Source organism: Bacillus sp. 01N42_2, assembly GCF_056399565.1.
Map to the genome: position 1 here is coordinate 669,385 of NZ_JBFTRO010000001.1, position 23,765 is coordinate 693,149.

21 protein-coding genes are annotated in these 23,765 nt (G+C 47.6%); 9 read left to right on the plus strand and 12 right to left on the minus strand.

From position 1 onward, the window contains the following. Window positions 1-6 precede the first annotated feature (6 nt). The 4 genes from iolD to iolA all read right to left on the minus strand — a co-directional run bounded on the left by iolD (window position 7) and on the right by iolA (window position 5,308). Complete coding sequence (gene iolD / locus AC1DN5_RS03470; protein ID WP_366969915.1) at window positions 7-1,920, minus strand: 3D-(3,5/4)-trihydroxycyclohexane-1,2-dione acylhydrolase (decyclizing); 1,914 nt, start codon at window positions 1,918-1,920, stop codon at window positions 7-9. Between the two features lie 24 nt (window positions 1,921-1,944). Next, window positions 1,945-2,937 (minus strand): 5-dehydro-2-deoxygluconokinase, encoded by a 993-nt coding sequence (iolC, locus tag AC1DN5_RS03475; RefSeq protein WP_327814913.1) that lies wholly within the window; start codon window positions 2,935-2,937, stop codon window positions 1,945-1,947. Between the two features lie 23 nt (window positions 2,938-2,960). Next, window positions 2,961-3,776 (minus strand): 5-deoxy-glucuronate isomerase, encoded by an 816-nt coding sequence (gene iolB / locus AC1DN5_RS03480; protein WP_366969916.1) that lies wholly within the window; start codon window positions 3,774-3,776, stop codon window positions 2,961-2,963. Between the two features lie 68 nt (window positions 3,777-3,844). Further along, a complete protein-coding gene (iolA, locus tag AC1DN5_RS03485) occupies window positions 3,845-5,308 on the minus strand; it encodes a methylmalonate-semialdehyde dehydrogenase (protein WP_366969917.1) in 1,464 nt (487 codons plus the stop codon). A gap of 443 nt (window positions 5,309-5,751) precedes the next feature. On the opposite strand from iolA, the gene AC1DN5_RS03490 reads away from it, so the two are divergent. The 3 genes from AC1DN5_RS03490 (at window position 5,752) to AC1DN5_RS03500 (ending at window position 9,038) form a co-directional block, all read left to right on the plus strand. Continuing rightward, the gene (locus AC1DN5_RS03490) at window positions 5,752-6,507 is read left to right on the plus strand and encodes a DeoR/GlpR family DNA-binding transcription regulator (RefSeq protein WP_188154246.1); all 756 of its coding nucleotides are present in this window, start codon (window positions 5,752-5,754) and stop codon (window positions 6,505-6,507) included. An 84-nt stretch (window positions 6,508-6,591) separates the two neighbouring features. Further along, window positions 6,592-7,524 (plus strand): aldo/keto reductase, encoded by a 933-nt coding sequence (locus tag AC1DN5_RS03495; protein WP_188154245.1) that lies wholly within the window; start codon window positions 6,592-6,594, stop codon window positions 7,522-7,524. A gap of 125 nt (window positions 7,525-7,649) precedes the next feature. Continuing rightward, on the plus strand, window positions 7,650-9,038 hold the full coding sequence (locus AC1DN5_RS03500; RefSeq protein ID WP_366969918.1) for a sugar porter family MFS transporter: 1,389 nt from the start codon (window positions 7,650-7,652) through the stop codon (window positions 9,036-9,038). Between the two features lie 43 nt (window positions 9,039-9,081). Here the strand turns inward: AC1DN5_RS03500 and htpG are convergent, their stop codons facing one another. Beyond that, entirely contained in the window at window positions 9,082-10,962 is a 1,881-nt protein-coding gene (gene htpG / locus AC1DN5_RS03505) for a molecular chaperone HtpG (protein ID WP_016937414.1), read from the minus strand. A 547-nt stretch (window positions 10,963-11,509) separates the two neighbouring features. Between htpG and AC1DN5_RS03510 the strand changes: the two genes are divergently transcribed. After that, window positions 11,510-12,331: an SDR family oxidoreductase gene (locus AC1DN5_RS03510; RefSeq protein ID WP_045925586.1), complete on the plus strand. Its 822-nt coding sequence runs from the start codon at window positions 11,510-11,512 to the stop codon at window positions 12,329-12,331. A 52-nt stretch (window positions 12,332-12,383) separates the two neighbouring features. Here AC1DN5_RS03510 and AC1DN5_RS03515 read toward each other — a convergent pair whose 3' ends face one another. The 4 genes from AC1DN5_RS03515 to AC1DN5_RS03530 form a co-directional block, all read right to left on the minus strand. Beyond that, entirely contained in the window at window positions 12,384-12,983 is a 600-nt protein-coding gene (locus AC1DN5_RS03515; protein ID WP_016937411.1) for a response regulator transcription factor, read from the minus strand. Beyond that, on the minus strand, window positions 12,980-14,116 hold the full coding sequence (locus AC1DN5_RS03520) for a sensor histidine kinase (protein ID WP_064779183.1): 1,137 nt from the start codon (window positions 14,114-14,116) through the stop codon (window positions 12,980-12,982). The genes AC1DN5_RS03515 and AC1DN5_RS03520 overlap by 4 nt, the downstream gene beginning before the upstream one ends. 118 nt (window positions 14,117-14,234) lie before the next feature. Next, a complete protein-coding gene (desA, locus tag AC1DN5_RS03525) occupies window positions 14,235-15,284 on the minus strand; it encodes a Delta(5) desaturase DesA (RefSeq protein ID WP_016937409.1) in 1,050 nt (349 codons plus the stop codon). Between the two features lie 220 nt (window positions 15,285-15,504). Continuing rightward, window positions 15,505-16,662: a TetR/AcrR family transcriptional regulator gene (locus AC1DN5_RS03530; protein ID WP_366969919.1), complete on the minus strand. Its 1,158-nt coding sequence runs from the start codon at window positions 16,660-16,662 to the stop codon at window positions 15,505-15,507. Between the two features lie 141 nt (window positions 16,663-16,803). Here AC1DN5_RS03530 and AC1DN5_RS03535 point away from each other — a divergent pair, with 141 nt between their 5' ends. Next, on the plus strand, window positions 16,804-18,141 hold the full coding sequence (locus AC1DN5_RS03535; RefSeq protein ID WP_366969920.1) for an aldehyde dehydrogenase family protein: 1,338 nt from the start codon (window positions 16,804-16,806) through the stop codon (window positions 18,139-18,141). Window positions 18,142-18,178: 37 nt separating this feature from the next. On the opposite strand, the gene AC1DN5_RS03540 is transcribed toward AC1DN5_RS03535, so the two are convergent. Next, window positions 18,179-19,399 (minus strand): outer membrane protein assembly factor BamB family protein, encoded by a 1,221-nt coding sequence (locus AC1DN5_RS03540; protein ID WP_188154527.1) that lies wholly within the window; start codon window positions 19,397-19,399, stop codon window positions 18,179-18,181. A 130-nt stretch (window positions 19,400-19,529) separates the two neighbouring features. Next, window positions 19,530-19,952, minus strand: coding sequence for a DUF5391 family protein (locus AC1DN5_RS03545; RefSeq protein ID WP_366969921.1), 423 nt, complete (start codon window positions 19,950-19,952; stop codon window positions 19,530-19,532). Window positions 19,953-20,096: 144 nt separating this feature from the next. Between AC1DN5_RS03545 and AC1DN5_RS03550 the strand changes: the two genes are divergently transcribed. The 3 genes from AC1DN5_RS03550 to AC1DN5_RS03560 all read left to right on the plus strand — a co-directional run bounded on the left by AC1DN5_RS03550 (window position 20,097) and on the right by AC1DN5_RS03560 (window position 22,177). Then, a complete protein-coding gene (locus tag AC1DN5_RS03550; protein WP_015240918.1) occupies window positions 20,097-20,408 on the plus strand; it encodes an ArsR/SmtB family transcription factor in 312 nt (103 codons plus the stop codon). Between the two features lie 77 nt (window positions 20,409-20,485). Next, a complete protein-coding gene (locus AC1DN5_RS03555; RefSeq protein WP_366969922.1) occupies window positions 20,486-21,652 on the plus strand; it encodes an MFS transporter in 1,167 nt (388 codons plus the stop codon). A 69-nt stretch (window positions 21,653-21,721) separates the two neighbouring features. Next, complete coding sequence (locus AC1DN5_RS03560; RefSeq protein WP_188154239.1) at window positions 21,722-22,177, plus strand: RDD family protein; 456 nt, start codon at window positions 21,722-21,724, stop codon at window positions 22,175-22,177. 36 nt (window positions 22,178-22,213) lie between these two features. Here AC1DN5_RS03560 and AC1DN5_RS03565 read toward each other — a convergent pair whose 3' ends face one another. Further along, on the minus strand, window positions 22,214-22,900 hold the full coding sequence (locus AC1DN5_RS03565) for a VOC family protein (protein ID WP_047477403.1): 687 nt from the start codon (window positions 22,898-22,900) through the stop codon (window positions 22,214-22,216). A gap of 299 nt (window positions 22,901-23,199) precedes the next feature. Between AC1DN5_RS03565 and ahpC the strand changes: the two genes are divergently transcribed. Continuing rightward, on the plus strand, window positions 23,200-23,763 hold the full coding sequence (gene ahpC / locus AC1DN5_RS03570; protein ID WP_004393188.1) for an alkyl hydroperoxide reductase subunit C: 564 nt from the start codon (window positions 23,200-23,202) through the stop codon (window positions 23,761-23,763). Window positions 23,764-23,765 lie beyond the last annotated feature (2 nt).

Here is a 23,765-nt window from a genome sequence, read left to right on the forward strand (position 1 = left end):
TCCCCTCTAGTACTGCTTCGCAGACTTCAGCTTCATCTCTTTCGCTTCGAATGCCCGCTGAACGCTTTCCTGCTCAGACACTTCCGCCACGCCGACGTGCCACCAGCTGTCATAGCCGTCCGTCATCGTTTTCGGCAGAACCTTCATTTCAATTAAAGTGGATACGTCTTGGGTTTTCGCATCTTCAAGCGCCGCCTTCAGCTCTTCAACCGTATTGGCTCTGTATGTTTTAGCGCCGTAGCCCTCTGCCACCTTCGCGTAATCAACGTTTAAAATCTGATTGTCCTCTGTGCGGAACTCGCAGAAATAACTGCCGCCGCCGTGATCCATCTGCAGGTTGCTGATACAGCCGAAGCCGGAGTTATCAAAGAGCAGGACATTGATTTTTTTGTTATATTGAAGCGCGGTAATCAGCTCTGAGTGCAGCATCAGAAAGCTTCCGTCACCGACGAGTGAATAGACTTCTTTGTCAGGGTGGGCCAGCTTGAGGCCGAGCGTGCCTGATACTTCATATCCCATACAGGAATAGCCGTACTCCAGATGGTACGTATTCGGGACATTGGAATGCCACAGCCGCTGCAGATCTCCCGGAAGAGAGCCCGCCGAACTGATGACGACGCTGTCTTCAGGAATCGTATGGTTGATGGTCAACAGCGCCGTTGTTTGCGGCAGCTCAGTCTCGAGCGCGTCGGCATACTCGTTTAACACGTCCTGTGAGAAATGGTTCTTAATTTCCGGTTCGAATGCGTCACGTGTAAAAGTGACTTTGCCGAGCCGGTCCCGTTCAGCGAGCCATTCATCTTTCCAGTCTTTAATCGCCGTGCCGAATGCACTTTTATATCCGTCTAATAAGCCGTGCAGTCTGCCGAGCGTCACCTTCGCATCGGCTACGACCTGAAATGCGTCAAGCTTGTAAGCCTGCATGCGGCTGACATTGATATTCAGGAATTTTGCTTTGTCAAAATCAAACGCCGTTTTCGAGGATGTCGCAAAGTCCGTATACCGTGTGCCGACACCGATGATAAGATCAGCCTGGCGGGCGGCTTTGTTCGCGGCGAGAGTGCCTGTGATGCCCATGCCGCCCAGATTGTTGGCGAAATCAGCTTCAACCGTTGACTTGCCGGCCTGCGTTTCGACAAGCGGAATCCCGTATGTTTCAGAAAGCGCAATCAATTCCTCGCGTGCCCCGGAATACTTCGCGCCGCCGCCCACTAAAATGACGGGACGGCTGCTCTCCTTGATTCTCTCCGCGGCGCCTTTCAGTTCACGCTCGCTCGGCTGCATCCGGTCAATGTAATGAACGCGTTTTTCAAAGAAGCGTTCATCAAAATCATATGCTTCTCCCTCGACATCCTGAGAAATGCAGATTGTCGCCGGTCCCGCTTTTGCCGGATCCGTCATCACTTCAAAGGCCCGGATTAAGCTGCTCATCAGCTGCTCGGGGCGGGTAATGCGGTCCCAATAGCGGGACACGGGCTTTAACGCATCGTTTGTCGTGACGGCGGCACTGTATTCCTGCTCCACCTGCTGAAGCACCGGGTCAGGCTGCCTCGTCGCAAATGTATCGGCCGGAAGCAGCAGCACCGGAATGTTATTGGCCAGCGCCGTACCCGCGGCAGCTGTCAAATTTGCGGCACCCGGACCGACCGATGTCGATACCGCGTAAATTTTTCTTCTCAGCATCTGCTTGCTGTATGCCATTGCGGCATGCGCCATGCCTTGTTCATTTTTGCCTTGATACACTTTCAGGTGCCCGGCGTCCTGCTCAAGCGCCTGCCCGATCCCTAACACATTTCCATGGCCGAAAATCGTGAAAATGCCCTCAACGAACGGCTCTTCATTCCCATCAACATGAATATACTGCCGGTTCAAGAATTTAATCAGCGCTTGTGCTGTCGTTAAGCGAATTGTCTTGCCCACAAACGATCCCACCTTTTATACGTTCTATTTACCATTCAGGCTGTGCTGCGCTTCAATCAGTTCGAGGATTTCACCGGCAGCCGGCATGGCTTCTGACGAGCTGTGTTTGCTGACGACGATGGAAGCGGAAGCGCTCCCGTATTTTAAGGCCGTTTCAATATCCCGGCCGCTGACAAGTCCGTAGATGAAGGCAGACGCATAGGAATCACCCGCTCCAAACGTCTTGAGCACCTTTGTTTTATAGGCGCGCGCCCGGAAAACTTCTCCCGATCTGCTGTATGCGTATGATCCGTCAACGCCGTGCTTAATGACGACAAGATCGGCGGAATGCGCAAACAAACGGCGGACGGTTTCATCGTTATTTCCGCCGCTGCGGTTTTCCATTACGTCAAATTCGTCACGCGTTCCGATGACGATATCGGATTGTTCCGCCGCCAGCGTGTAATACACGGCGGTTTCTTCTGCCGATTGCCATGTATACGGACGGTAGTCGAGCTCAAAAACGACTTTTACGTCATGTTTTTTTGCGATATGCACCGCTTTTAGGACAGCTTCGCGCGACGGGCTTTTCGCAAGCGCCGTGCCTGATACGAGCAGCATTTTCGCGTTTGCGATGTAGCCTTCATTGACTTCCGACGGCTCAAGATACAGATCCGCCACGTCATCTCTGTACATCAGAATGCTGCACTCTTCGGGACTGAGAATTTCCGTAAAAGCGAGTCCGGCTTTGCGCCCTTCTTTGTCAACCGCCATTTGTGACGTATCAACGCCCTTTCCCTGCATATAGGAAACGATGAATCTGCCGTGCTGGTCGTCCGGGATTTTGCCGATAAAACCGGCTTTTAATCCGAGCTTGGCGCTGCCGATCGCAATATTTGCCGGGGAACCGCCGACATATTTAGAAAACGTCATCGTTTCTTCCATCGGCCGATTGTATTCCGCCGCGTTCAAATCAATACACGCGCGTCCGATCGCGACAATATCAAACTCTTTTTCTTCATTAAATGTATATTTCATTGTTATCTGCCACTCCTCACTTGTCAGCGTCCCAGAATCCATTCATGGGCCGGATCATTATGAAACTTCCATTTTCGTGTCGGTCCCGCCATTACATTCAGGTAGTAAGAGGTATACCCGTCCGGAACACCAACCGGGTGATAGCCCGCCGGCACGATGACAACGTTTTCATTTTCTGCGGTCATCGTCTCGTCAATCGAGCGGTCGTCCGTGTACACACGCTGGAAGACAAACCCCTGCGGCGGGTCCGTTTCATGGTAATAGGTTTCTTCTAAAAAGGATTCAGCCGGCAGATTGTCTTGGTCATGTTTATGCGGCGGATAGCTCGACCAGTTGCCGCTGTCCGTGTAAACTTCAACAACGAGAAGGCTGTTTGCCGATGGATCTGAATCGGGGAGAATGTTATGAACGGTTCGTTTGTTTGCCAGCTTGCCGCGTTGTTCCACACTGTTGTCTTCCGCTTTAATCAGCTTTGTCGGAAGCTGGTGTTCGGACGGAGAGTAGCACAGCGCGACCCTCGCCCCGCTGACGGCTGTAATGTCAAAGGAGCGGTCATTGGACACATAAACACTGTCCGTCGGCTTTCTTTCAAATACGCTTTCACGGGTGCCGATGCTTTCAAATGTCTGATCATGATCCGTGACGGTGATTTTTCCCGTGAGCGCCACGATGCAGCACTCCGTCTTTTTCAAATCTTCTGTATATGTTGAGCCGGGAGCGAGATCAACGACTTTAAATCCGACGTATTTGAGGTCTGAATTGGCTGAAGTGACGTCATGTATGATGTTCACGCCTTGAGAAATCTCATCGGCCTGCGGTTTGCGCAGCAAATGACTCATGTGTATTCCTCCTTAATTGATGGTAAAAGAAAACCCGGACGGAATCACAAAGCCGTCCGGGCCGGCTGTCAATTGAAATCAGGAGATGGATATCGTGCCGTCACGACTTTTTTACGTGTATAAAAGTCAACGCTGTCTTTTCCGTTTGCGTGCAGTGTGCCGAAGAAAGAAGACTTCCAGCCCGAGAATGGGAAGAATGCCATCGGCGCCGGAACGCCAAGGTTGATCCCGAGCATTCCCGCGTCAATATTTTCACGGAAGTAGCGGATCGCGTTCGCATTTGAAGTGAACAGGCAGGCGCCGTTCGCAAATTCAGACTGGTTGGCGATGTCAACCGCTTCTTTTAAGTTTTTCACACGCATGACCGACAGAACGGGCGCAAAGATTTCATCTTTCCAGATCGTCATATCCGTCGTCACGTTGTCAAAAATCGTCGGTCCGACGAAATAGCCGTCTTCCGTTACATTTTCACGGCCGTCACAAAGCAGTCTCGCTCCCTCTTCGATGCCTTTTTCAATATAGCTGTGCGTACGCTTCTTGTTGTCCTCGCGGATAACCGGGCCTAAGAACACGCCGTCATCCAGTCCGTTTCCGAGCTTGATGTCCGCGGCCTTTTCCTGTAATTTCGCCATAAACTCATCGGCGATTCCCTCTTCAACGGTCACAACCGCGCATGCCATACAGCGCTCTCCTGCCGAACCGAATGCCGCTCCGATAATGTTTGTGACCGTATCTTCAAGGTGGGCATCATTCAGCACGATCGTGTGGTTTTTCGCCCCCGTTAACGCCTGCACTCGTTTCAAATGTTCGCTGCCTTTTTTGAAAACATACTCGCCGACAGGCTTTGAACCGACGAATGAGATGGCTTTAATCTCCGGATGTTCAAGAATGCCGTTTACGACGTCATGCGCGCCGTGCACGACATTGAAGACGCCCTTCGGCAGACCGGCCTGTTCAAACAGCTCTGCCAGTTTTTCCGTTAACAGCGGCGTGCGCTCAGACGGCTTCAGAATGAACGTGTTTCCTAACGAAATCGCCATCGGGAACATCCAGCACGGGACCATCATCGGGAAATTGAACGGTGCGATGCCGCCGACCACCCCGATCGGATAGCGGTAGTTCGCCGCTTCTACATCTGTGGCGATAGAGGCAAGTGAATCGCCCATCATGAGTGACGGCGCGCCTGCTGCGAATTCGACATTTTCAATTCCGCGTCCCACTTCACCGAGTGCTTCTGTCGTGTTTTTACCGTTTTCCAAAGTAATCAGACGGGCAAGGTCTTCTTTGTTTTGCTGGAGAAGCTGCTGATAGTTAAATAGAATTCTCGCACGGCGCGGCACTGCCGTCTTTGACCATGTTTTAAACGCTTCTGACGCTGAGCGGACGGCATATTCCACATCCTCCCGCGTAGAAATCGGAACCTGGCACATCACTTCTTTTGTAGCCGGATTGACAACGTCTTCATATTGATCTGTCTTACTTTCAACCCATTCACCATTGATGTAGTTTTTCAGTTTTCTGATCTCTGCCATGCTCATTGCCTCCTTAAATAGTAAACATCCTGTTCAGCTGGGTAATAACGGATGGATATATTCATCTTTTACATACAAAAGACATGAATTAAACGCTTACAAATGCTAAAATGATGGTGTCTCCCATTCTTTCCATGTAAAAGTTGGTCATGTACCGACCCAAGCAAACGGTTACATCTATCATTTTTAATTTTACGGGTTACATTTTGGTCATTTCTTGGTTACATTTTAATCCCCACGCCACTCCAAGTCAATCTAAAAAATCAAAATTTTTTCATTATTTTCATCATACCTTTTTAGAGCAGGAAAACAGGAACTTGAAGAACGGTGTCGAATCGTACGGGAGATCCATCTTTTTTATCATTTGTTAAGTAACTATTGATTAACTCTTGGTGTTTATTATATATTTTAATTACTTTAAGAATTCTAGAAGGAGTTTTTTTATGAAACTGATGCGGATTCAGGAGATGGAAGAATACATTCTCAAACACGGAGCCACTTCGCTGGATGAGCTGTGCGAGGTTTTCAACGTCTCTAAAAACACGGTCAGACGTGATATTAATAAGCTTGCGGAAAAAGGGGTGATCAAAAAGGTGTACGGCGGCGTGACGTCAGCAGAAAAATCCATGCTCGTCCCTTTTGAGAACCGCACCATTCAACATCAGGATGAAAAAATCAAAATCGCCCGTTATGCGTCACGGTTTATCGAGGATCACGATCTTGTGTTTATTGATTCCGGCACGACGACCAAATCGTTGCTGGAGACGCTTGATCCGGATAAGAATGTGACGGTGCTGACGAACAGTCTTGATATTATTAACGCCGCTTCATCCATGAAAAATGTCGACCTGATCATCATCGGCAGCAACTACAAGCGGAAGACAAGGTCATTTGTCGGCATTGATGATCCGAGCACCCTCAATAAATACAATATTAACAAGGCGTTCATGTCCGCTACCGGGACAACGATCACCCACGGCCTGACGAATTCCGACTTGCTGGAATACGAGGTGAAAAAGAAAATTTCCGAAAAGGCGAACGAAGTGTATCTGCTCGCGGACCATTCCAAATTCGGCAAATCCACGCTTCTGACATACGCGCCTTTCGACCGGCTTCACAGCATCGTCACTTCTCAGCAGCTTGATGAGGAATATACAAAGTATTGTCAAGAGCACCAAATCGACATTCACTTGGCATAGCGTTACAATTAATAGAGAATGCGCTGCCGTATTTTTCCGGCAGGCGCTGTGATATCCTAATCTACTTTTTCAGGGGGCGAAAACATGAGCAAAGTAACAATCGGCAAAACTGACCTACAAGTATTTCCGATCGGTTTGGGAACAAATGCGGTCGGCGGACACAATCTCTATCCGAATCTGAATGAAGAGACGGGAAAAGAATTGATCCGGGAAGCGATTAAAAGCGGCGTTACCATGTTAGATACCGCCTATATTTACGGGGTGGGCCGTTCTGAAGAATTAATCGGCGAGGTGCTGAAAGAGTTTAACCGCGAGGATGTCTTCATCGCCACAAAAGCCGCGCACAGAAAAGAAGGCGATGACTTTGTTTTCGACAACTCACCGGCCTTTTTGAAACAATCAGTTGAAGACAGCCTGAAACGTCTGCAGACTGATTACATTGATTTATTCTACATCCATTTCCCGGATGAGCACACACCGAAGGACGAAGCCGTCCAAGCATTGAATGAGATGAAAAAAGAAGGAAAAATCCGTTCCATCGGCGTCTCCAATTTCTCTCTGGAGCAGCTGAAAGAAGCCAACAAGAATGGCTTAGTCGATGTGATTCAAGGGGAATACAACCTGCTGAACCGTGAGGCGGAAAAGACTTTCTTCCCTTATACGACAGAACACAGCATCTCATTCATCCCGTACTTCCCGCTCGTATCCGGACTGTTAGCCGGCAAATACGACGAGAACACCACCTTCCCTGAAGGCGATCTGCGCAATGATCAGGCGCATTTCCAAGGGGAGCAGTTTAAAGAAAACATCAAAAAAGTCAACCAGCTCAAACCGATTGCCGAGAAGCACAATGCCGACACGGCGCATATCGTGCTTGCCTGGTATTTGGCGAGACCTGAAATCGACATCCTGATTCCGGGCGCCAAACGCGCGGATCAATTAAAAGACAATATGAAAGCAGCCTCCATTACGCTTTCTGCAGAAGAAATCGCGTTTATCGACAAGCTGTTTTCCTAAGAAAAAAGAAACACGCCTTTAAAAGGGCGTGTTTTTTTTTGAAGGTTTATATTTTTTTCACAGGGGAATGAAATAGTTATCTAAATAAACTATTATGCGTTCCAAAAAGATGAGGAGGATCATCTGTGAAGAAAAACACCAAAAAATACCTGATTTACTTTTTCGGAGCATTAGGCGGGCTGCTTTACGGTTATGACACCGGTGTGATTTCAGGGGCTTTGCTTTTTATCAACAATGATATTCCTTTAAACACGCTGACTGAGGGATTGGTCGTCAGCATGCTGCTGCTCGGTGCGATTTTCGGGTCCGCCTTAAGCGGGACATGCTCTGACCGATGGGGCCGGAGAAAAGTCGTTTTCGTCCTTTCACTCATTTTTATTCTTGGCGCGCTTGCCTGCGCAGCTTCGCAAACCGTCATCATGCTGATCATCTCACGTGTCATTCTCGGATTAGCCGTCGGCGGTTCAACGGCGCTTGTTCCCGTTTATCTTTCTGAGATGGCTCCGACAAAAATACGCGGAACGCTTGGCACATTGAATAACTTAATGATTGTAACCGGAATTTTACTTGCATATATTGTGAATTACATATTCACCCCATTTGAAGCTTGGCGCTGGATGGTCGGTCTCGCCGCAGTACCGGCGGCGCTGTTATTAATCGGAATCGCGTTTATGCCGGAATCACCGAGATGGCTCGTCAAACGCGGCCGTGAACAGGAAGCCAGACAAGTCATGGAAATGACGCACGACAAAGAGGATATCGCCGTTGAATTGGCGGAAATGAAACAAGGTGAAGCTGAGAAAAAAGAATCTACGCTCGGCTTGCTGAAAGCAAAATGGATCCGCCCTATGCTGCTGATCGGGATCGGCCTCGCCATCTTCCAGCAGGCGGTCGGTATCAACACGGTGATTTACTATGCGCCGACCATCTTTACAAAGGCCGGACTCGGCACCTCGGCGTCCGTTCTCGGCACAATGGGAATCGGTGTCTTAAACGTCATCATGTGTATCACCGCCATGATCTTAATTGACCGGATCGGCCGGAAAAAACTGCTGATGTGGGGAAGCATCGGCATCACCTTGAGTCTGGCGTCATTATCAGCCATTCTCCTTCTGGCCGGCCTGTCAGCTTCAACGGCTTGGCTGACCGTGCTGTTTCTCGGAATCTATATCGTCTTTTACCAGGCGACATGGGGTCCCGTCGTATGGGTCCTGATGCCGGAGCTGTTCCCATCAAACGCACGCGGAGCCGCAACCGGATTTACGACATTGATTCTGTCGGCAACAAACCTGGTCGTTTCACTGGTATTCCCGCTTATGCTGAGCGCCATGGGCATCGGCTGGGTATTCGGAATATTCTCAGTCATCTGCCTCACATCCTTCTTCTTCGCCGCTTACATCGTTCCTGAAACGAAGGGCAGAAGTTTAGAAGAAATCGAAACGCACTTTAAAAAACGATTCTCCTTAAAGAAGCGCAGCAAACAAAATCAAATTCTTAAACAGCGCACGCTGTAATAAAAAAAGGAATCGCCCCCGATGGGCGATTCCTTTTTTGGCGTCATACCATGACTTTGCAAATATCATTCGTAAATTCGACCGGATCATGGATCGGCAGCCCTTCAATCAGAAGCGCCTGATTGTACAGAAGATTTGTGTATAAAGCAAGCTTTTCCCGATCTTGTCCGTGCGCGTTCTTTAACGTCTCAAACACTTCGTGATTCGGGTTGATTTCCAGCACTTTTTCCGCTTTGACCTGCTGGCTGTCAGGCATCGCGTTTAACACTTTCTCCATTTCGATCGTCACTTCGCCGTCTGTCGCAAAGCAGACCGGATGAGATTTTAAGCGTTTTGATGCTCTGACATTCTTGACTTTATCCGCAAGAATGTCTTTCATGCTTTCAAACAGGTCTTTATATTCGTTTTCTTCGGCTTCAGTCTGCTTTTCATCTTCGTCACTGTCGATGCCTAAGTCGGCGCTAGATACGGATTTGAACTCTTTTTCCTCATAGCTTGTCAGCATTTTGATCGCGAACTCATCAATATCTTCCGTGAAATATAGAATCTCGTAGCCTTTGTCCGCCACCATTTCAGTTTGCGGCAGCTTTTCAATCCGCTCATATGAATCGCCGGACGCGTAATAGATATATTTTTGATCCTCAGGCATTCTGGACACATATTCATCCAGTGTGACGAGCTTTTTCTCTTTAGAAGAATAGAAAAGAAGCAGGTCTTTTAATACGTCTTTATTCGCGCCGAAATCATTGTAGACGCCGAATTTCAGCTGTCTGCCGAAAGATTCATAGAAAGATTCGTATTTTTCCCTTTTGTTCTTCAGCAGGCTCTTCAGCTCGGCTTTGATTTTTTTATTGATGTTCTTCGCAATCAGCTTCAGCTGGCGGTCATGCTGCAGCATTTCTCTGGAAATGTTCAGCGACAGATCTTCAGAATCCACCATGCCTTTTACAAAGCTGAAATGATCCGGAAGCAGGTCGGCGCATTTGTTCATGATCAGCACGCCGTTGGAATACAGCTCCAATCCTTTTTCGAATTCCTTCGTATAATAGTCAAACGGCATGTTTTCCGGAATAAACAAAATCGAATTGTAGCGCACCGCTCCATCTACGCTGATGTGCACGTGGGTCAGCGGTTTATCGAAGCCGTAATGCTTCTCGGCGTAAAAAGCCTCGTAATCCTCATCTGTCAGCTCGCTTTTGTTTTTTCTCCAGATCGGCACCATGCTGTTGACCGTCTGTTCTTCCTGAACTTCTTCAAACTCGTTCTCGCTGCCCTCTTTCGGCTTGTTGACCGTCTCTTCCATTTTGATCGGGTAGCGGATAAAGTCTGAGTACTTTTTCACGATCGCTTTGATGCGGTAGTTTTCTAAAAACTCATCATAGCTTTCATCTTCTGTGTTTTCTTTTATTTTCAGGGTGATTTCCGTACCGACGGTTTCCTTGTCACACGGCTCGATCGTGTAGCCGGCAGCCCCCTCCGACTCCCATACATACGCCTCGTCACTGCCGAGCGCTTTACTTTTCACCGTGACTTTATCAGCCACCATAAACGCCGCATAAAACCCGACGCCGAACTGGCCGATAATGTCATGGCCGTCTTTCGTGTCATTTTCTTGCTTGAAAGCGAGTGAACCGCTTTTCGCAATCGTTCCGAGATGCTGTTCAAGCTCGTCTTTTGTCATTCCGATACCGGTATCTGTGACAGTGAGCGTTCTTGCATCTTTGTCCGCCGTCACTTTTATGTAGTAATTGTCTTGATCAAACGTTAAAGAATCATCGGTTAGCGCCTTGTAATAGATTTTGTCAATCGCATCGCTCGCATTGGAAATTAACTCTCTGAGAAAAATTTCCTTCTGCGTATAAATGGAGTTAATCATCATATCCAGCAAACGCTTGGATTCTGCTTTAAACTTTTTTTTCCGCACTTCAGATCTCTCCTTTAATTATGCTTTGATGGTATGTAAAATCTTTTCAGCATCTATTTATCATATGCGGTGACAATTGTCAACTGGATCAGCAGATGCATATATTGTAAATTTAACATGTTAATGGATTCATTTCACCCATTTTATCAATAAAAAAGAGAGAATGCTGATCATCCTCTCCTTTCTTCTTCTTTCCAGCGGCCGAATTCCTTCTTCATCCATATGTATGACGGGTAGAAAAACAAACTAAATAAGAGAAGAGATCCCATGTTTCGCAAAAACTCATGCAGAACATTTCTTACGGTGAGAGGAAATGTGATGTCATGAGAAAAAATAGCGATGACGATGGAGATAGCAAACCATATAGGGACAACGGTATAACAATAAAGCGCTATCTCCTTCTTATGCTGTATCTTCAAAATATGTAAGCCTCCCAATGATGTATATACATAATATTAACATATTTAATAGGTATTTAGAAATGAAGTTCTATATGTTTATCCCCCTAATCAGCGGGAACAGATATAGAAAAAGGAGGAATCGCAATATGGGAAGATTAACAGACAAAACCGCAATCATCACAGGGGCTGCGACAGGCATCGGACAAGCGACGGCACGGGTTTTCGCCGATGAAGGCGCCCGCGTGATTTGCGGTGACATCAATGAAAGCGAACTGAATGAAACCGTCAGCGCCATCAGAAAAAACGGCGGAGAAGCAGAGGCCTTTCATCTTGATGTATCAGACGAAGAAAACGTAAAGTCTTTTGCAGACGGCATTCAGCAAAAGTACGGAACAATTGATATTCTTTTTAACAATGCCGGTGTTGACCAAGAGGGCGGCAAAGTCCATGAATACCCGGTCGAGCTTTTTGACCGGATCATCGCCGTCGATCTGCGCGGCACATTTCTGTGCAGCAAATATCTCATTCCGCTTATGCTCGAAAAGGGAGGCTCTATCATTAACACCTCCTCCATGTCAGGCCGGGCCGCAGACCTTGACCGCTCCGGCTATAACGCCGCAAAAGGCGGAATCACGAACCTGACTAAAGCAATGGCCATTGATTACGCCAGAAGCGGAATCCGTGTCAATTCCTTATCGCCGGGCACGATTGAAACGCCGCTCATTGATAAATTGGCAGGCACGAAAGAAGACGAAATGGGCGAGGCGTTCCGTGAAGCCAACAAATGGATCACGCCGCTCGGCCGGCTCGGAAAACCGGAAGAAATGGCGGCTGTCGCGCTCTTCCTCGCTTCAGACGACAGTTCTTACGTCACAGGAGAAGACATCACCGCAGACGGCGGCATCATGGCATACACATGGCCGGGGAAAATGCTGATTGATAAGAAGTGGAAGGAAGAGACAGAGTGACGGCTAAAAAAATAAGCCAGTGCAAAAACACTGGCTGAACAAGGAGGGCTGGTTACTTAAACCAGCCCTTTTCCTTTGATCGGGTAATGGCCTCAATTCGATTTTTCACTTCTAATTTATCCAGAATCATCGAAACGTAATTGCGGACTGTTCCGCTTTTGATGCTGAGGGCGTTTGCGATTTCTTTCGTATTTTTTCCGTCTGCGACGAGTTCGAGCACCGCTTTTTCCCGTTCAGTCAGCGGGTTTTCTTCACCATAGATGTCCTCCATTAATTCAGGGGCGTAGACGCGTCTTCCTTTCATAACGCTGCGGATGGCGCTGACGAGCTCCTCACTCGGACTGTCCTTGAGCATGTAACCGCTGACGCCCGCTTTTAGCGCCCGCTGAAAATAGCCGGAGCGGGCAAAGGTCGTCAAAATGATGATTTTCACATCACTGTCCTTGAGTTTTTCCGCCGCTTCAAGTCCTGATACCCCGGGCATTTCAATATCCATCAGACAGATGTCAGGAGCGTGTTTTTCCACGAAATCGATGGCATCCTGGCCGCTTGTGCCTTGGCCGACAACCGTCATATCCTCTTCTAAATTCAACAGCGAACCGAGTGCGCCAAGCAGCATTTGCTGATCCTCGGCAATGAAGATGTTGATCATCTGCTACCATCCTTTTCTTTTGATTTTGAATCATTTGGGATTCTCATGGTCAGCTTTGTTCCGGCAGCTGTATCGATGGCTAAACTGCCATTCGCGAATTCAAGCCGTTCTCTCATTCCAAGCAGGCCGTTTCCCTGTGAAAAAAAACGGTCTTCTCTGCATTGAAAGCTGCCGTCGTCTTCTACCGTAATGACAACCTCTTTCCAAAGCTGCTGAATGGTGATGCGGCATACTTTGGCGCCGCTGTGTTTCACGACATTGGTGACGGCTTCTTTAATGCACATGCTGACGATGTTTTCGTTCAGCAGAGAGATATGTTTTGGCGCTTCTTTTTCTTCATACACAAATTCAATTCCTGCCGCTTCAAGAATTTGCCGAACATTGCCGAGCTCATCCTTCAATCGGATGCCTTTCATCGACGAGACAATTTGTCTGACCTCATTTAAGGAGGTGCGGGCCGTCTGTTGAACACTTTTCAGCTCGGTGCGGGCCTGTTCAGGGTCCTTGTAAATCAACTTCCGGGCAAGGTCGCTTTTCAGTCCGATTAAGGAGAGCTTTTGTCCAAGTGTATCGTGAAGGTCCCGGGCGATGCGCTGCCTTTCTTCCAGCTTCACAAGATCCGCGATTCGTTCATTTGCATATTCTAATTTCTCCTCGAGGCGCTCTCGTGCCTTTCTGCTTCGAATGCTGAGCGGGAGCAGGATGGCACTGATCAGAGTAATGACGATAAACGGGATTTGCGTCAAAAACCAGTCTTTTTTCAGAACAAGGCTGAAGTTGACGGCAATCGCCGCACTGATGATATGAATGTAATATAAGATGTAAAATGGAACTTTGTCCCGGATATGGCCGATGAAGTAGGCGATAAAGAAAGCGAAATAAATATAGCTGAACAGCATGACTGATCCGGTCGAAATGCCGATCAGAAGAAACGCCCATAAGTAAAGCGGCCAGCCTTTTGCAACAAATGCAAAGCGGTATGCGCCAAAGAAAACAAGCGTGAAAATGATGCCGGCCACGATGACAAAGGTAGAAGAGCTTTTAAAAATAAAATAAAAAGGCAAGATGAAAAAAATCGTCCATATATAAGGAGAAATCCCATTCAGTTTTTGAAATTTAAAATATTTCTTCATCCTTATTCCACCTTCTGCCGCTTGTGTCTACCATCACTTTACCAAAACGCCGCCTTTATTGCATCCTCACACATAAAGAGCAGGCCCTTTCTGATAACAGAAAGAGCCGCGCGCCATATCAGGCATTTTTCTTTAAAGGTTCTTTCGGCACCTGCTGGGGCGGCGGTGTTTTCCGCGCCTCCCGAAAGGTGACAAATTGCTTTTCATCCTCATCCCACAGACGGAATTTCATGGATTCAAGACTTGTTTTAAGCGTAATGGTCGGTACATTTTTTAAAGGCTCGTGCCCCTCGTGAGCCGCTTCCAGCTTGTAATTCGGCACTTTCGGGCTTAAGTGGTGGACATGATGGTAGCCGATATTGCCCGTCAGCCATTGCAAAAGCTTCGGAAGCTTGTAAAAGGAGCTTCCTTCTACCGCGGCCTGCACATAGTCCCAATGCTCATCGGCTTCAAAATAAGAATCCTCGAACGTATGCTGGACATAAAAGAGCCAGACGCCGATTGACCCCGAAATAAGGAAAATCGGACCCTGAACAAGCAAAAAGTTTTCCCAGCCGACAAGCAGGCACGTCGCAGCAGCCAATAAGACAATCGCCGCGTTCGTGAAATAGGTGTTCCAGCGTTCCTTGCGGCGGGCGCCTTTTACATTGAAACGGTTTTTAATCAGAAATACGTAAATCGGGCCGAGAATAAACATAATAAACGGATTGCGATAAAGTCTGTAGCGTACTTTTGTCCAGGCTGAAGCTTCGTTGTATTCCTTGACGGTCATCATCCAAATATCGCCTGTTCCCCGTTTATCTAAGTTGCTGCTTGTCGCATGATGAATGGAGTGGCTGCGCTGCCATTGAGAGAACGGAAACAGTGTCAGCACACCTGAAATAAACCCAAACAGCCGGTTCAGCTTCTTTTGTTTGAAAAAGGATTGATGGCAGCAGTCGTGGAAAATAATAAAGATTCTTGTCAAAAATCCCGCTGCTATTACAGTAAAGGCGAGGGTCAGAAAATAGGAGACATCGAGGCTGAAGTAAGCAAGAAACCAAAGGGCAAAGAACGGTACAAACGTGTTGAGAAGCTGAATGACACTATGCTTTGTATCGGCGCCGGAAAATGCGGCAACCTGCTTTTTTAAAGACGCTTGTTTTTGAGTTGCGGCGTGATTGATCATGGATGTCACGTCCCTTCTTTTTCATTATGATCCCAAGTATAACGGGGCGCCAGACGCTTTTGTAGTAGCAGCCATCATGCCCCGGATATGACATTTGTCATGTTTGGCAGCAGAATTTCTTTTTTTATAAGGGATAACGCCGGACACTTCATATCGGCACTTCTCAAAGAAAACAGAAAAAAAGAACTCCGCCTGTTTTGGGAGTTCTTTTTCATCATCTTCACAGCAAAATCACCCGATACTTCTTCACATCCAAAAACTGCAGAAACTCCCGGGCCAGCATGTCCGGTGCGTGATCTTTTCCTTCATGAAGGCGATATTGAATCAGACCGACGAGCATGGATGCGACATAGTATGCATAGAGCTTTTTGCCCGCCTGAATGTGCAGAGGCTGATGAAGATAAAACGATTGCAGCGCTCTGAACATTTCCGGGATGACGTCAGGCACTCCGGAACCCTCTCTCAAAAAATGGACGAGCGGCATGCCTTCCGACAGTGCGGAAAAAAGCCTGACGAGCGCAGCTTCCGCTTCTTCCATGGAGCAGTCAGCAGGATCTCCCTTTACCGTCAATAATCCGATCAGCTCCCGGCATGATTGATGGATGATCGTTTTCAGCAACGCTTCTTTGTTGGCGTAATGGTCATAAAAAGTGGCACGGCGGAGGTTGCTTTGACGGGCAATATCGGAAATCGTAATCGCCGCGTAATCCTTTTTTTCCGCTGCTAAGCCGATCATAGCCTCTTGCAAGGCCTGCCTCGTCCGTGTCACCCGCCGGTCGGCGGGCTTTTTTTCTTCTTGTTCCGGCACTCGGCGGCCGAACAGCCAGTAAAACCGTTTTTGAGAAATCAAATCCCACACCTGCCCGCTGATCGCTTCCGGTGATGCCCCGGGCTCCTCATTCAGCCAGTACAACACAATGGCATACGTGTATAAAGAGCGGTAATGAATGTACATATCCTGTTCGGTCGGTGAGAAATTTGCATTCACCGGTGACAAAAGCACATCATGCCGAAATACATCTTTAAAAAACGCATGAAAGTGAAAATACGGCATTTTTTGACGATCCATCATCGTTTGGAAAAACACCCGGTGCCGGTCAACAAAAGACAGGGTCGGATGCACTTTTTGCCAGCCGCCATTTAAATGAAGCACATCTTTATGCTTCAGCGAATCATACAGCGCTTCACTCAGCCCGTCCTTCATTTCTTCCGCTATATCTTCTAAAATTGCATATTTATCCTCGTAATAAAGGTACAGTGTCCCCCGGCTCACGTGCGCCCGTTCGGCGATATCCTTCATGGTCACACGGCGGATATCCCGCTCCCCAAGCATAACCAAGAGCGCTTGTTTGATGTCAGTTGTCACAGAATCCGGCATAAGAGACACTCCTTTCATTAGACAGATCACCGCAATTTGTACGGTAACGTATAGATGCATTTACGCTGTCTTTGCCGCAAAATCACATCACACTATAATAGGCCCTGAAGAAACAAAAAAGCAACCAGAGGAGGAAGACCGATGGATCAGCATATAAAAGCAGACATCAAACGCGTCTTTGAGCTTCAGAAAAAAAATCAAAAAACACTGCGTGCTTCAACAGCCGAGCAGCGCAGAGAAAAGCTTCAGCGCTTTTTAGATGCCGTCACCGCTCATGAAGAAGAAATCATCGAGGCGATCAGACGGGACGTCCGCAAGCCTTATCATGAGGTGAAAAGAGCGGAAACGCAGGGAACGATCAAGGCGATTAAAGATAATATGAACAATCTCGACACCTGGATGGCGCCGAAACGCGTCGGCTCATCCGTCAGCCCGGACGCTGACGGCGTATTAATGTACGAGCCAAAAGGCGTCACCTTAATTCTCGGCCCATGGAATTATCCGTTTATGCTGACGATGGCTCCGCTTGCCGCCGCCATTGCGGCCGGCAACAGCGCGATTGTGAAGCTGTCTGATTTTACGATGGAGACGAGCCATATTGCCGCGACAGTCATTCGTGAAGCATTTCATGAAGAAGAAGTCGCCATTTTTGAAGGTGAGGTTGATGTCGCGACAGAACTGCTCGATCAGCCGTTTGACCACATTTTCTTCACCGGCAGCACGAATGTCGGCAAAATCGTCATGACGGCAGCGGCGAAGCACTTGTCGTCCGTCACGCTTGAGCTTGGCGGAAAAAGCCCGACGATCATTGACAGCGGCTATGATTTAATGGACGCAGCGAAAAAAATCGCCGTCGGCAAATTTGTCAATGCGGGGCAAACATGTATCGCTCCTGACTATCTCCTTATGAAGGAAGATGTACAGGACACCTTTACAGATCTCCTGCAAACTATTGTCAATGCAGGTTTTATGGAGGATGATCATACGGTTGACCGCAATAAATTCACGCAGATTGTCAATGAGCGCAACTTTAACCGTGTCAAAGCTCTATATGATGATGCCATTGAAAAAGGGGCGAAAACGGCCTTCGGCGGCGTATTCGATGCGCATGACCGCACGATTTCTCCGACCGTGCTGACAAACGTCACGCCTGATATGAAGATCATGCAAGAGGAAATTTTCGCACCGATTCTGCCGATTATGAATTACGAAGATATTAGTGAAGCCGTTGATTACATCACTGAACGGGATAAGCCGCTTGCCTTATATGTATTCAGCCGTAATCAGGAGCTGATCGATTATGTTCTGCAGCACACGACGTCCGGCAATGCTTCTATCAATGATGTCGTCGTTCATTTCACTGACGTTAACCTTCCGTTCGGCGGCGTTAATACGAGCGGAATCGGTTCATATCACGGTGTGTACGGCTTTAAAGAATTTTCTCATGAAAAAGGCGTTTTTATTCAAGCCTCTAAATAAAAAAAGAATCCGCGCAGATGACGCGGATTCTTTTTTATTATTTTTTTGCCCCGAATGCGAGCAGTTTCGTATAAGTGCCGACGTAAAGCGTGCCGTCTTCAGCCAGAACCGGGGAGGAAATGACATTGCTGTCTGTTTGATAGCGCCATTTTTCATTACCGTCAGCGTCAACCGCATAGACGTTTTTATCGTCGGAGCCGAAGTACACATTGCCGTCTGCATCAATCAGCGGCGCCGTTCTCACAGGCCCGTCCGTATAGAAAGACCAGTTCATATTACCGGTTTTGCTGATGGAAAACAGTTCGCCGCTTCCGGAACCGATATACACATTGCCGTTATGGTCAATCGCTAATGAAGAGCTCGAGAAACCATTTAACGGGAACGTCCATTTTACAGCACCCGTTGATGTATAGGCGTATAAGCTGCCGTCTTGGTTTCCGGCGTAAACGGTGCCGTCTCTGTCAATAACCGGATAGCCTTTAAACCCGTTGGACGTCGTTTTTGACCATTTCACTTGGCCCGTTCCGGAATTGATCGCATAAAAGATATTATTGTACGTTGCCGTATACAGCGTGCCGTTTGATGCTAACACGGGAGCGGAGCCGACCACGCCGTTTGTTTTAAACTTCCACTTTTGCGTCCATGTCGAAGGCGACGTCGGTTTAATCGCATAAATATAGTTATCCAGCGTCGACACATACAGCGTGCCGTCAGAACCGATAGCCGCATCGGAACTCGGCGCTGCGCTCAGCGGAACTGAAGTTAAAATGTTTCCGGTTTCTTTGTCGATGAAATACAGTTTTTTATCGTGAGAAGGAAGATAAATGACACCGTTTGTTCCGAGCACCGGAGTCAGCGTATAGGTTGTCCCGAGGTTTTCCGTCACCCATTTCACAGAACCGTCCGGATGATATGCCGTCAGCTTCCCGTCTTTTGATTGAATAAATACGGTGCCGTCTCCGTCAACCGCGGCTCCCGCACCGTTTTGAGGATTGGCCGGGACATTCTTTTCCCATTTTAACGATCCGTCGGCAGTGCTTGTGAACCGGCTTTCCCTTGACCAGTTGAACATCGTCGGAGACATCGCCTGCGCGTCATACCGTCCCGTCAAGAAACCGGATGCCGCATGATTTTGTTTAAATACCGTTTCCGCAGCTTGAGCAGCCGCTGGATGCAGCCATTTTGCCCCCGGCAGATCAGAAACCGCTCCCACAGATAAAGCCGCAGCAACCGCAGCGCCGGCCGCCAATGTTTTCATTCGAAGTGAAGCTGTCTTTTTTTTCAATGTCAGTTCCTCCCGTTTCTATTAAAAACTGCTATACCGCTTTCATCATACCATAATCATCCTATGAAATATTTGTATTTTAAGTAGATTTATAGAACAAATGTCACATAGACTGCTGCTGATGCTTCGGGGATGATCGAAACGCGGCAATGTACCACACCACATTGACGATAAAAGCCGCGCCTGACCAAACGAGAAGACCGTAATAAAGAGACAGCTCCTGCCCTAAGGAAATGGCGGCCAATAGCGCCACCAACAAGACAGCCGCGCAAATGATAAGCCCGATTCCGCAAAAAACGGCCATGATGATTTTCATGACACGAACACCGAGAACATACATAATGAACGGGACCGCATATATAACAAAGATCTGGCCGACGGCGGCCCACATGCCTGCAGAGTTAAAACGATTCGCGTTCGGCCCCGTTTCTGCAAGCGGAGAAAGCGAGACGATGACCGGCAACAGACAAAACATCAGAGCGGACAGCAAGGTCACCGCGACCGTACCTTTTTTCTTTTGATTCATGTGAATATCCTCCTGACAAATACCCGGATTTTTTACCGGTAATCTGATAATATGTTATATTTTAACACGGTTTTTACTTATTTTGAGAAGCGTTTCGTTAAAAAACGAATTTACAAATCCAGAAAAATAGATATAATAAACGTTATGGAACCGATATTGATTCATAAAGCGTTATCCAACAAAACACGAAGTGATATTATGACATGGCTTAAACACCCGGAGGACCATTTTGATGAAAGGCCTTATCTTGAGCAGGGCCTCAGTTTCCGCACCGGAATTTGCGTCGGTGATATTCAGGCAAAGTCGGGGCTTGCGCAGTCCGTCATCTCCAGCTACCTGCTGACCATGCAAAAAGCCGGCCTGCTGGAATCTGAACGAATCGGAAAGTGGACCTATTACAGAAGGAATGAAAAACAAATTAAAGCCTTTGCTGACTATGTTCAGCACCAGCTATAACCATGAAAGGAGGGCTTTTTCGTTCTAACATATCTATTTTTCTATATATGTAGTTATAAAAGGAGGCATACATAACAATGAAAAAAAGCAGTTCCATCTTCATTCTATTTTTGGCACTAGGGGTTTTCGGGATTATTACAACCGAGATGGGCATCATCGGGGTTCTTCCGCAAGTGGCGGACAGATTTCATATTTCTGCTTCAAAAGCGGGATGGCTTGTCAGTATTTTCGCATTCATCGTCGCTGTGTCGGGGCCGTTTTTGACCTTGCTTGCTTCAGGTATAAACCGGAAATACATTCTGCTTTTGACGGTGCTGATGTTTGCCGTTTCTAATGCGGTCTACGCGTATACGGCGCATTTCAGTGTCATGCTTGCGTTTCGGATCATTCCGGCTTTATGCCACCCCGTGTTCTTTTCTGTAGCGCTTGCGGCCGCGGCCCGCCTTGTGCCCGCCGGCCAATCCGGAAAAGCCGTAACGAAAGTCTTTTCAGGCATCACCGCCGGCTTTGCGTTCGGCGTTCCTTTCACATCCTATTTGGCTGAGCGTCTCTCCCTTGAATCAGCCTTCCTATTCGGCGCGATCGTCAGTCTCATCGCGTTCATGGGCATTCTTCTCTTTTTGCCATCCATGCCGGTCACAGAAAAAATGTCTTTCAGAAGCCAGCTCGGCATCCTTCGCAAACCGGCCTTGTGGCTTAATATCGCTGCCGTCACCTGTCTCTTTGCGGCCATGTTTTCTGTCTACAGCTATTTTGCGGAGTACCTCGGACGGGTGTCCCATATGAACGGCACATGGGTCAGCTTTATGCTGATGAGCTTTGGGGTGATTATGATAGCCGGGAATTTCGTCTTCGGCGCTTTGTTATACAAAAATATGAAAAAGACCGTCATCCTGTTTCCGCTTCTTTATACAGCCGCCTACTTGCTCATATACGGGTTTGGGACGTCTTTCGCACCGATGGCCGTCCTTGTCTTCGTATGGGGCGCCGTTCATTCCGGCGGTCTCATTGTGAGTCAGACATGGCTTACTGCGGAAGCAAAGGAGGCCCCCGAATTCGGCAACAGCCTGTTTGTCTCCTTTTCCAACCTCGGCATCACCATCGGAACGGCGGCGGGCGGCTGGTTTATTTCACATTTGGGAATCCATCAGCTGATGTGGTGCGGCATCATGTTTGCCCTTCTGGCTTTCGGGCTGATCATGGGACGCTTAGCATGGGGAAAGAGGCCGCTCGCAGAAGCTTAAGCTCCGTTGCAAAATCCGGCATGATTACGTATAATATGGCAGATTAAAGCAAGGGAGAGAAAAAGATACATGGAAAGACCGGCAGGATTTTGGATTCGGTTTCTGGCTTACGTCATTGATCAGATCATCATAGGAATTCCGATTTTTATCATTCAATTTGCAGTCAGTTTTTTATTTGCGGCAGGCGTTGCGGCGGCTGACCCCTTCATGACCGAAAATCAGTTTAACATCTCTTTTCTGGTGTTCGGCGTTATCCCGATTCTTGTGAGCTCTTTTGTGATCAGCATCTTATATTTCAGCCTGCTCACAGCCTCAAAGATGCAGGGGACACTGGGAAAAGCATTGCTCGGCCTTAAGGTCGTCAATGAAGATGGCGGACGCGTTTCCATCGGCCAGGCCTTCGGACGCGCTTTCGCTTATATCATATCTAAGGTCATTCTTTATATCGGTTTCATTATGGGTGCCTTCGGAGAGAAAAAAGCGCTGCACGACATCATGTGCAGCACCCGGGTGGTTTATAAATAATGTCCTTAAGTCCGGGCCTTTTGAGCCCGGGCTTTTTTATGACGGCTGCGCCCGCTTGATGTCAATGCCGCCTTTTCCGTCAGCCTCAATGCGGATCGTCCCGTTCACAATGACAGACAGCGGATGAAACTCCGCATGCTGATCAGAAAAAATCCAGCGGCGCCCGTTCCGCCCTAAAAGCAAAAACGCCCCATCATTGTAATCACCCATAAAATGAAACCCGTTCTCCTTAAGAGGCGCGCCGTCTCTCACCGGTATACCGAAACGCTGCAGCTCCTTCCCCGTCGATACCACCTCGGCAGCCGTCAGATTCACCTCGCCGATATTCAGGACGGACTCAATCGAAAAACGTTCTGCGCTTGCCGGTGACGTTTCTCTCGCGATGAATTCCGCCAGATTGTTGGACGGATCTTTGAAATAAAAGGAACGCGCATGTATATGAGAGAAATACACCTCATCCTCCCCATCTTCCGTTTGAAAAACGACTTTATCCTTTATCCACGCCTTCGCCTCATCAAAACGATTATTCGGAATGTTAAACGCGAAATGATACGCCGGATGAGATTGAGAATCGGCGCGCCTGAATTCCAATTCACTTTCTCCCGCCTTGATTGTAAACGAATCATCGGACTCACCCGCTAAAGAAAAACCCAACACCCGTACGTAGAAGTCTTTCGTCTCCTCTAAAGCACAACTGTACAAAGTAATGTTATTTATTTGCATGATCATACCCCCTTTGGTTTATACTGCCATATAGAGGGGTTGATTCCCACTATTTCGTTTCACCAATTGAGAATCCACCTTCCGCCCGGCGCTGAACGTGATAAACAGCGCCAAACCGCTTATACCAAGCGATTTTTAACGTCTAAAGCAAAAAAAGCAGAAAATAATACCTCATATAGCTTGACAAAAAATAAATGTTATTTAATAATCTATATATAATTAGAATTATTATTGAAAGATAAAGTGAATGCTTTGTCTTTTTAATATATTTTAAAATCACATTTCAGGAGGAAGATATTATGTCTTTAATCGGAAAAGAAGTACTGCCATTCGAAGCAAAAGCTTTCAAAAACGGTGAATTCATCGATGTAACAAACGAAGATTTGAAAGGTCAATGGAGCGTTTTCTGCTTCTACCCAGCAGATTTCTCTTTCGTTTGCCCGACTGAACTTGAAGATCTTCAAGGACAATACGCTGCACTGAAAGAATTAGGCGTTGAAGTATACTCTGTTTCTACAGATACTCACTTCGTACACAAAGGCTGGCATGACAGCTCTGAAAAAATCGGCAAAATCACTTACGCAATGATCGGTGACCCATCTCAAACGATCTCCCGCAACTTCGACGTTCTTGACGAAGAAACTGGTCTTGCTGACCGCGGAACATTCATCATCGATCCTGATGGCGTCATCCAAACAGTTGAAATCAATGCTGGCGGTATCGGCCGTGACGCAAGCAACCTTGTAAACAAAGTAAAAGCAGCTCAATACGTTCGTCAAAACCCAGGTGAAGTCTGCCCGGCTAAATGGGAAGAAGGCGGCGAAACACTTACACCTAGCCTTGATTTGGTAGGTAAAATCTAAGG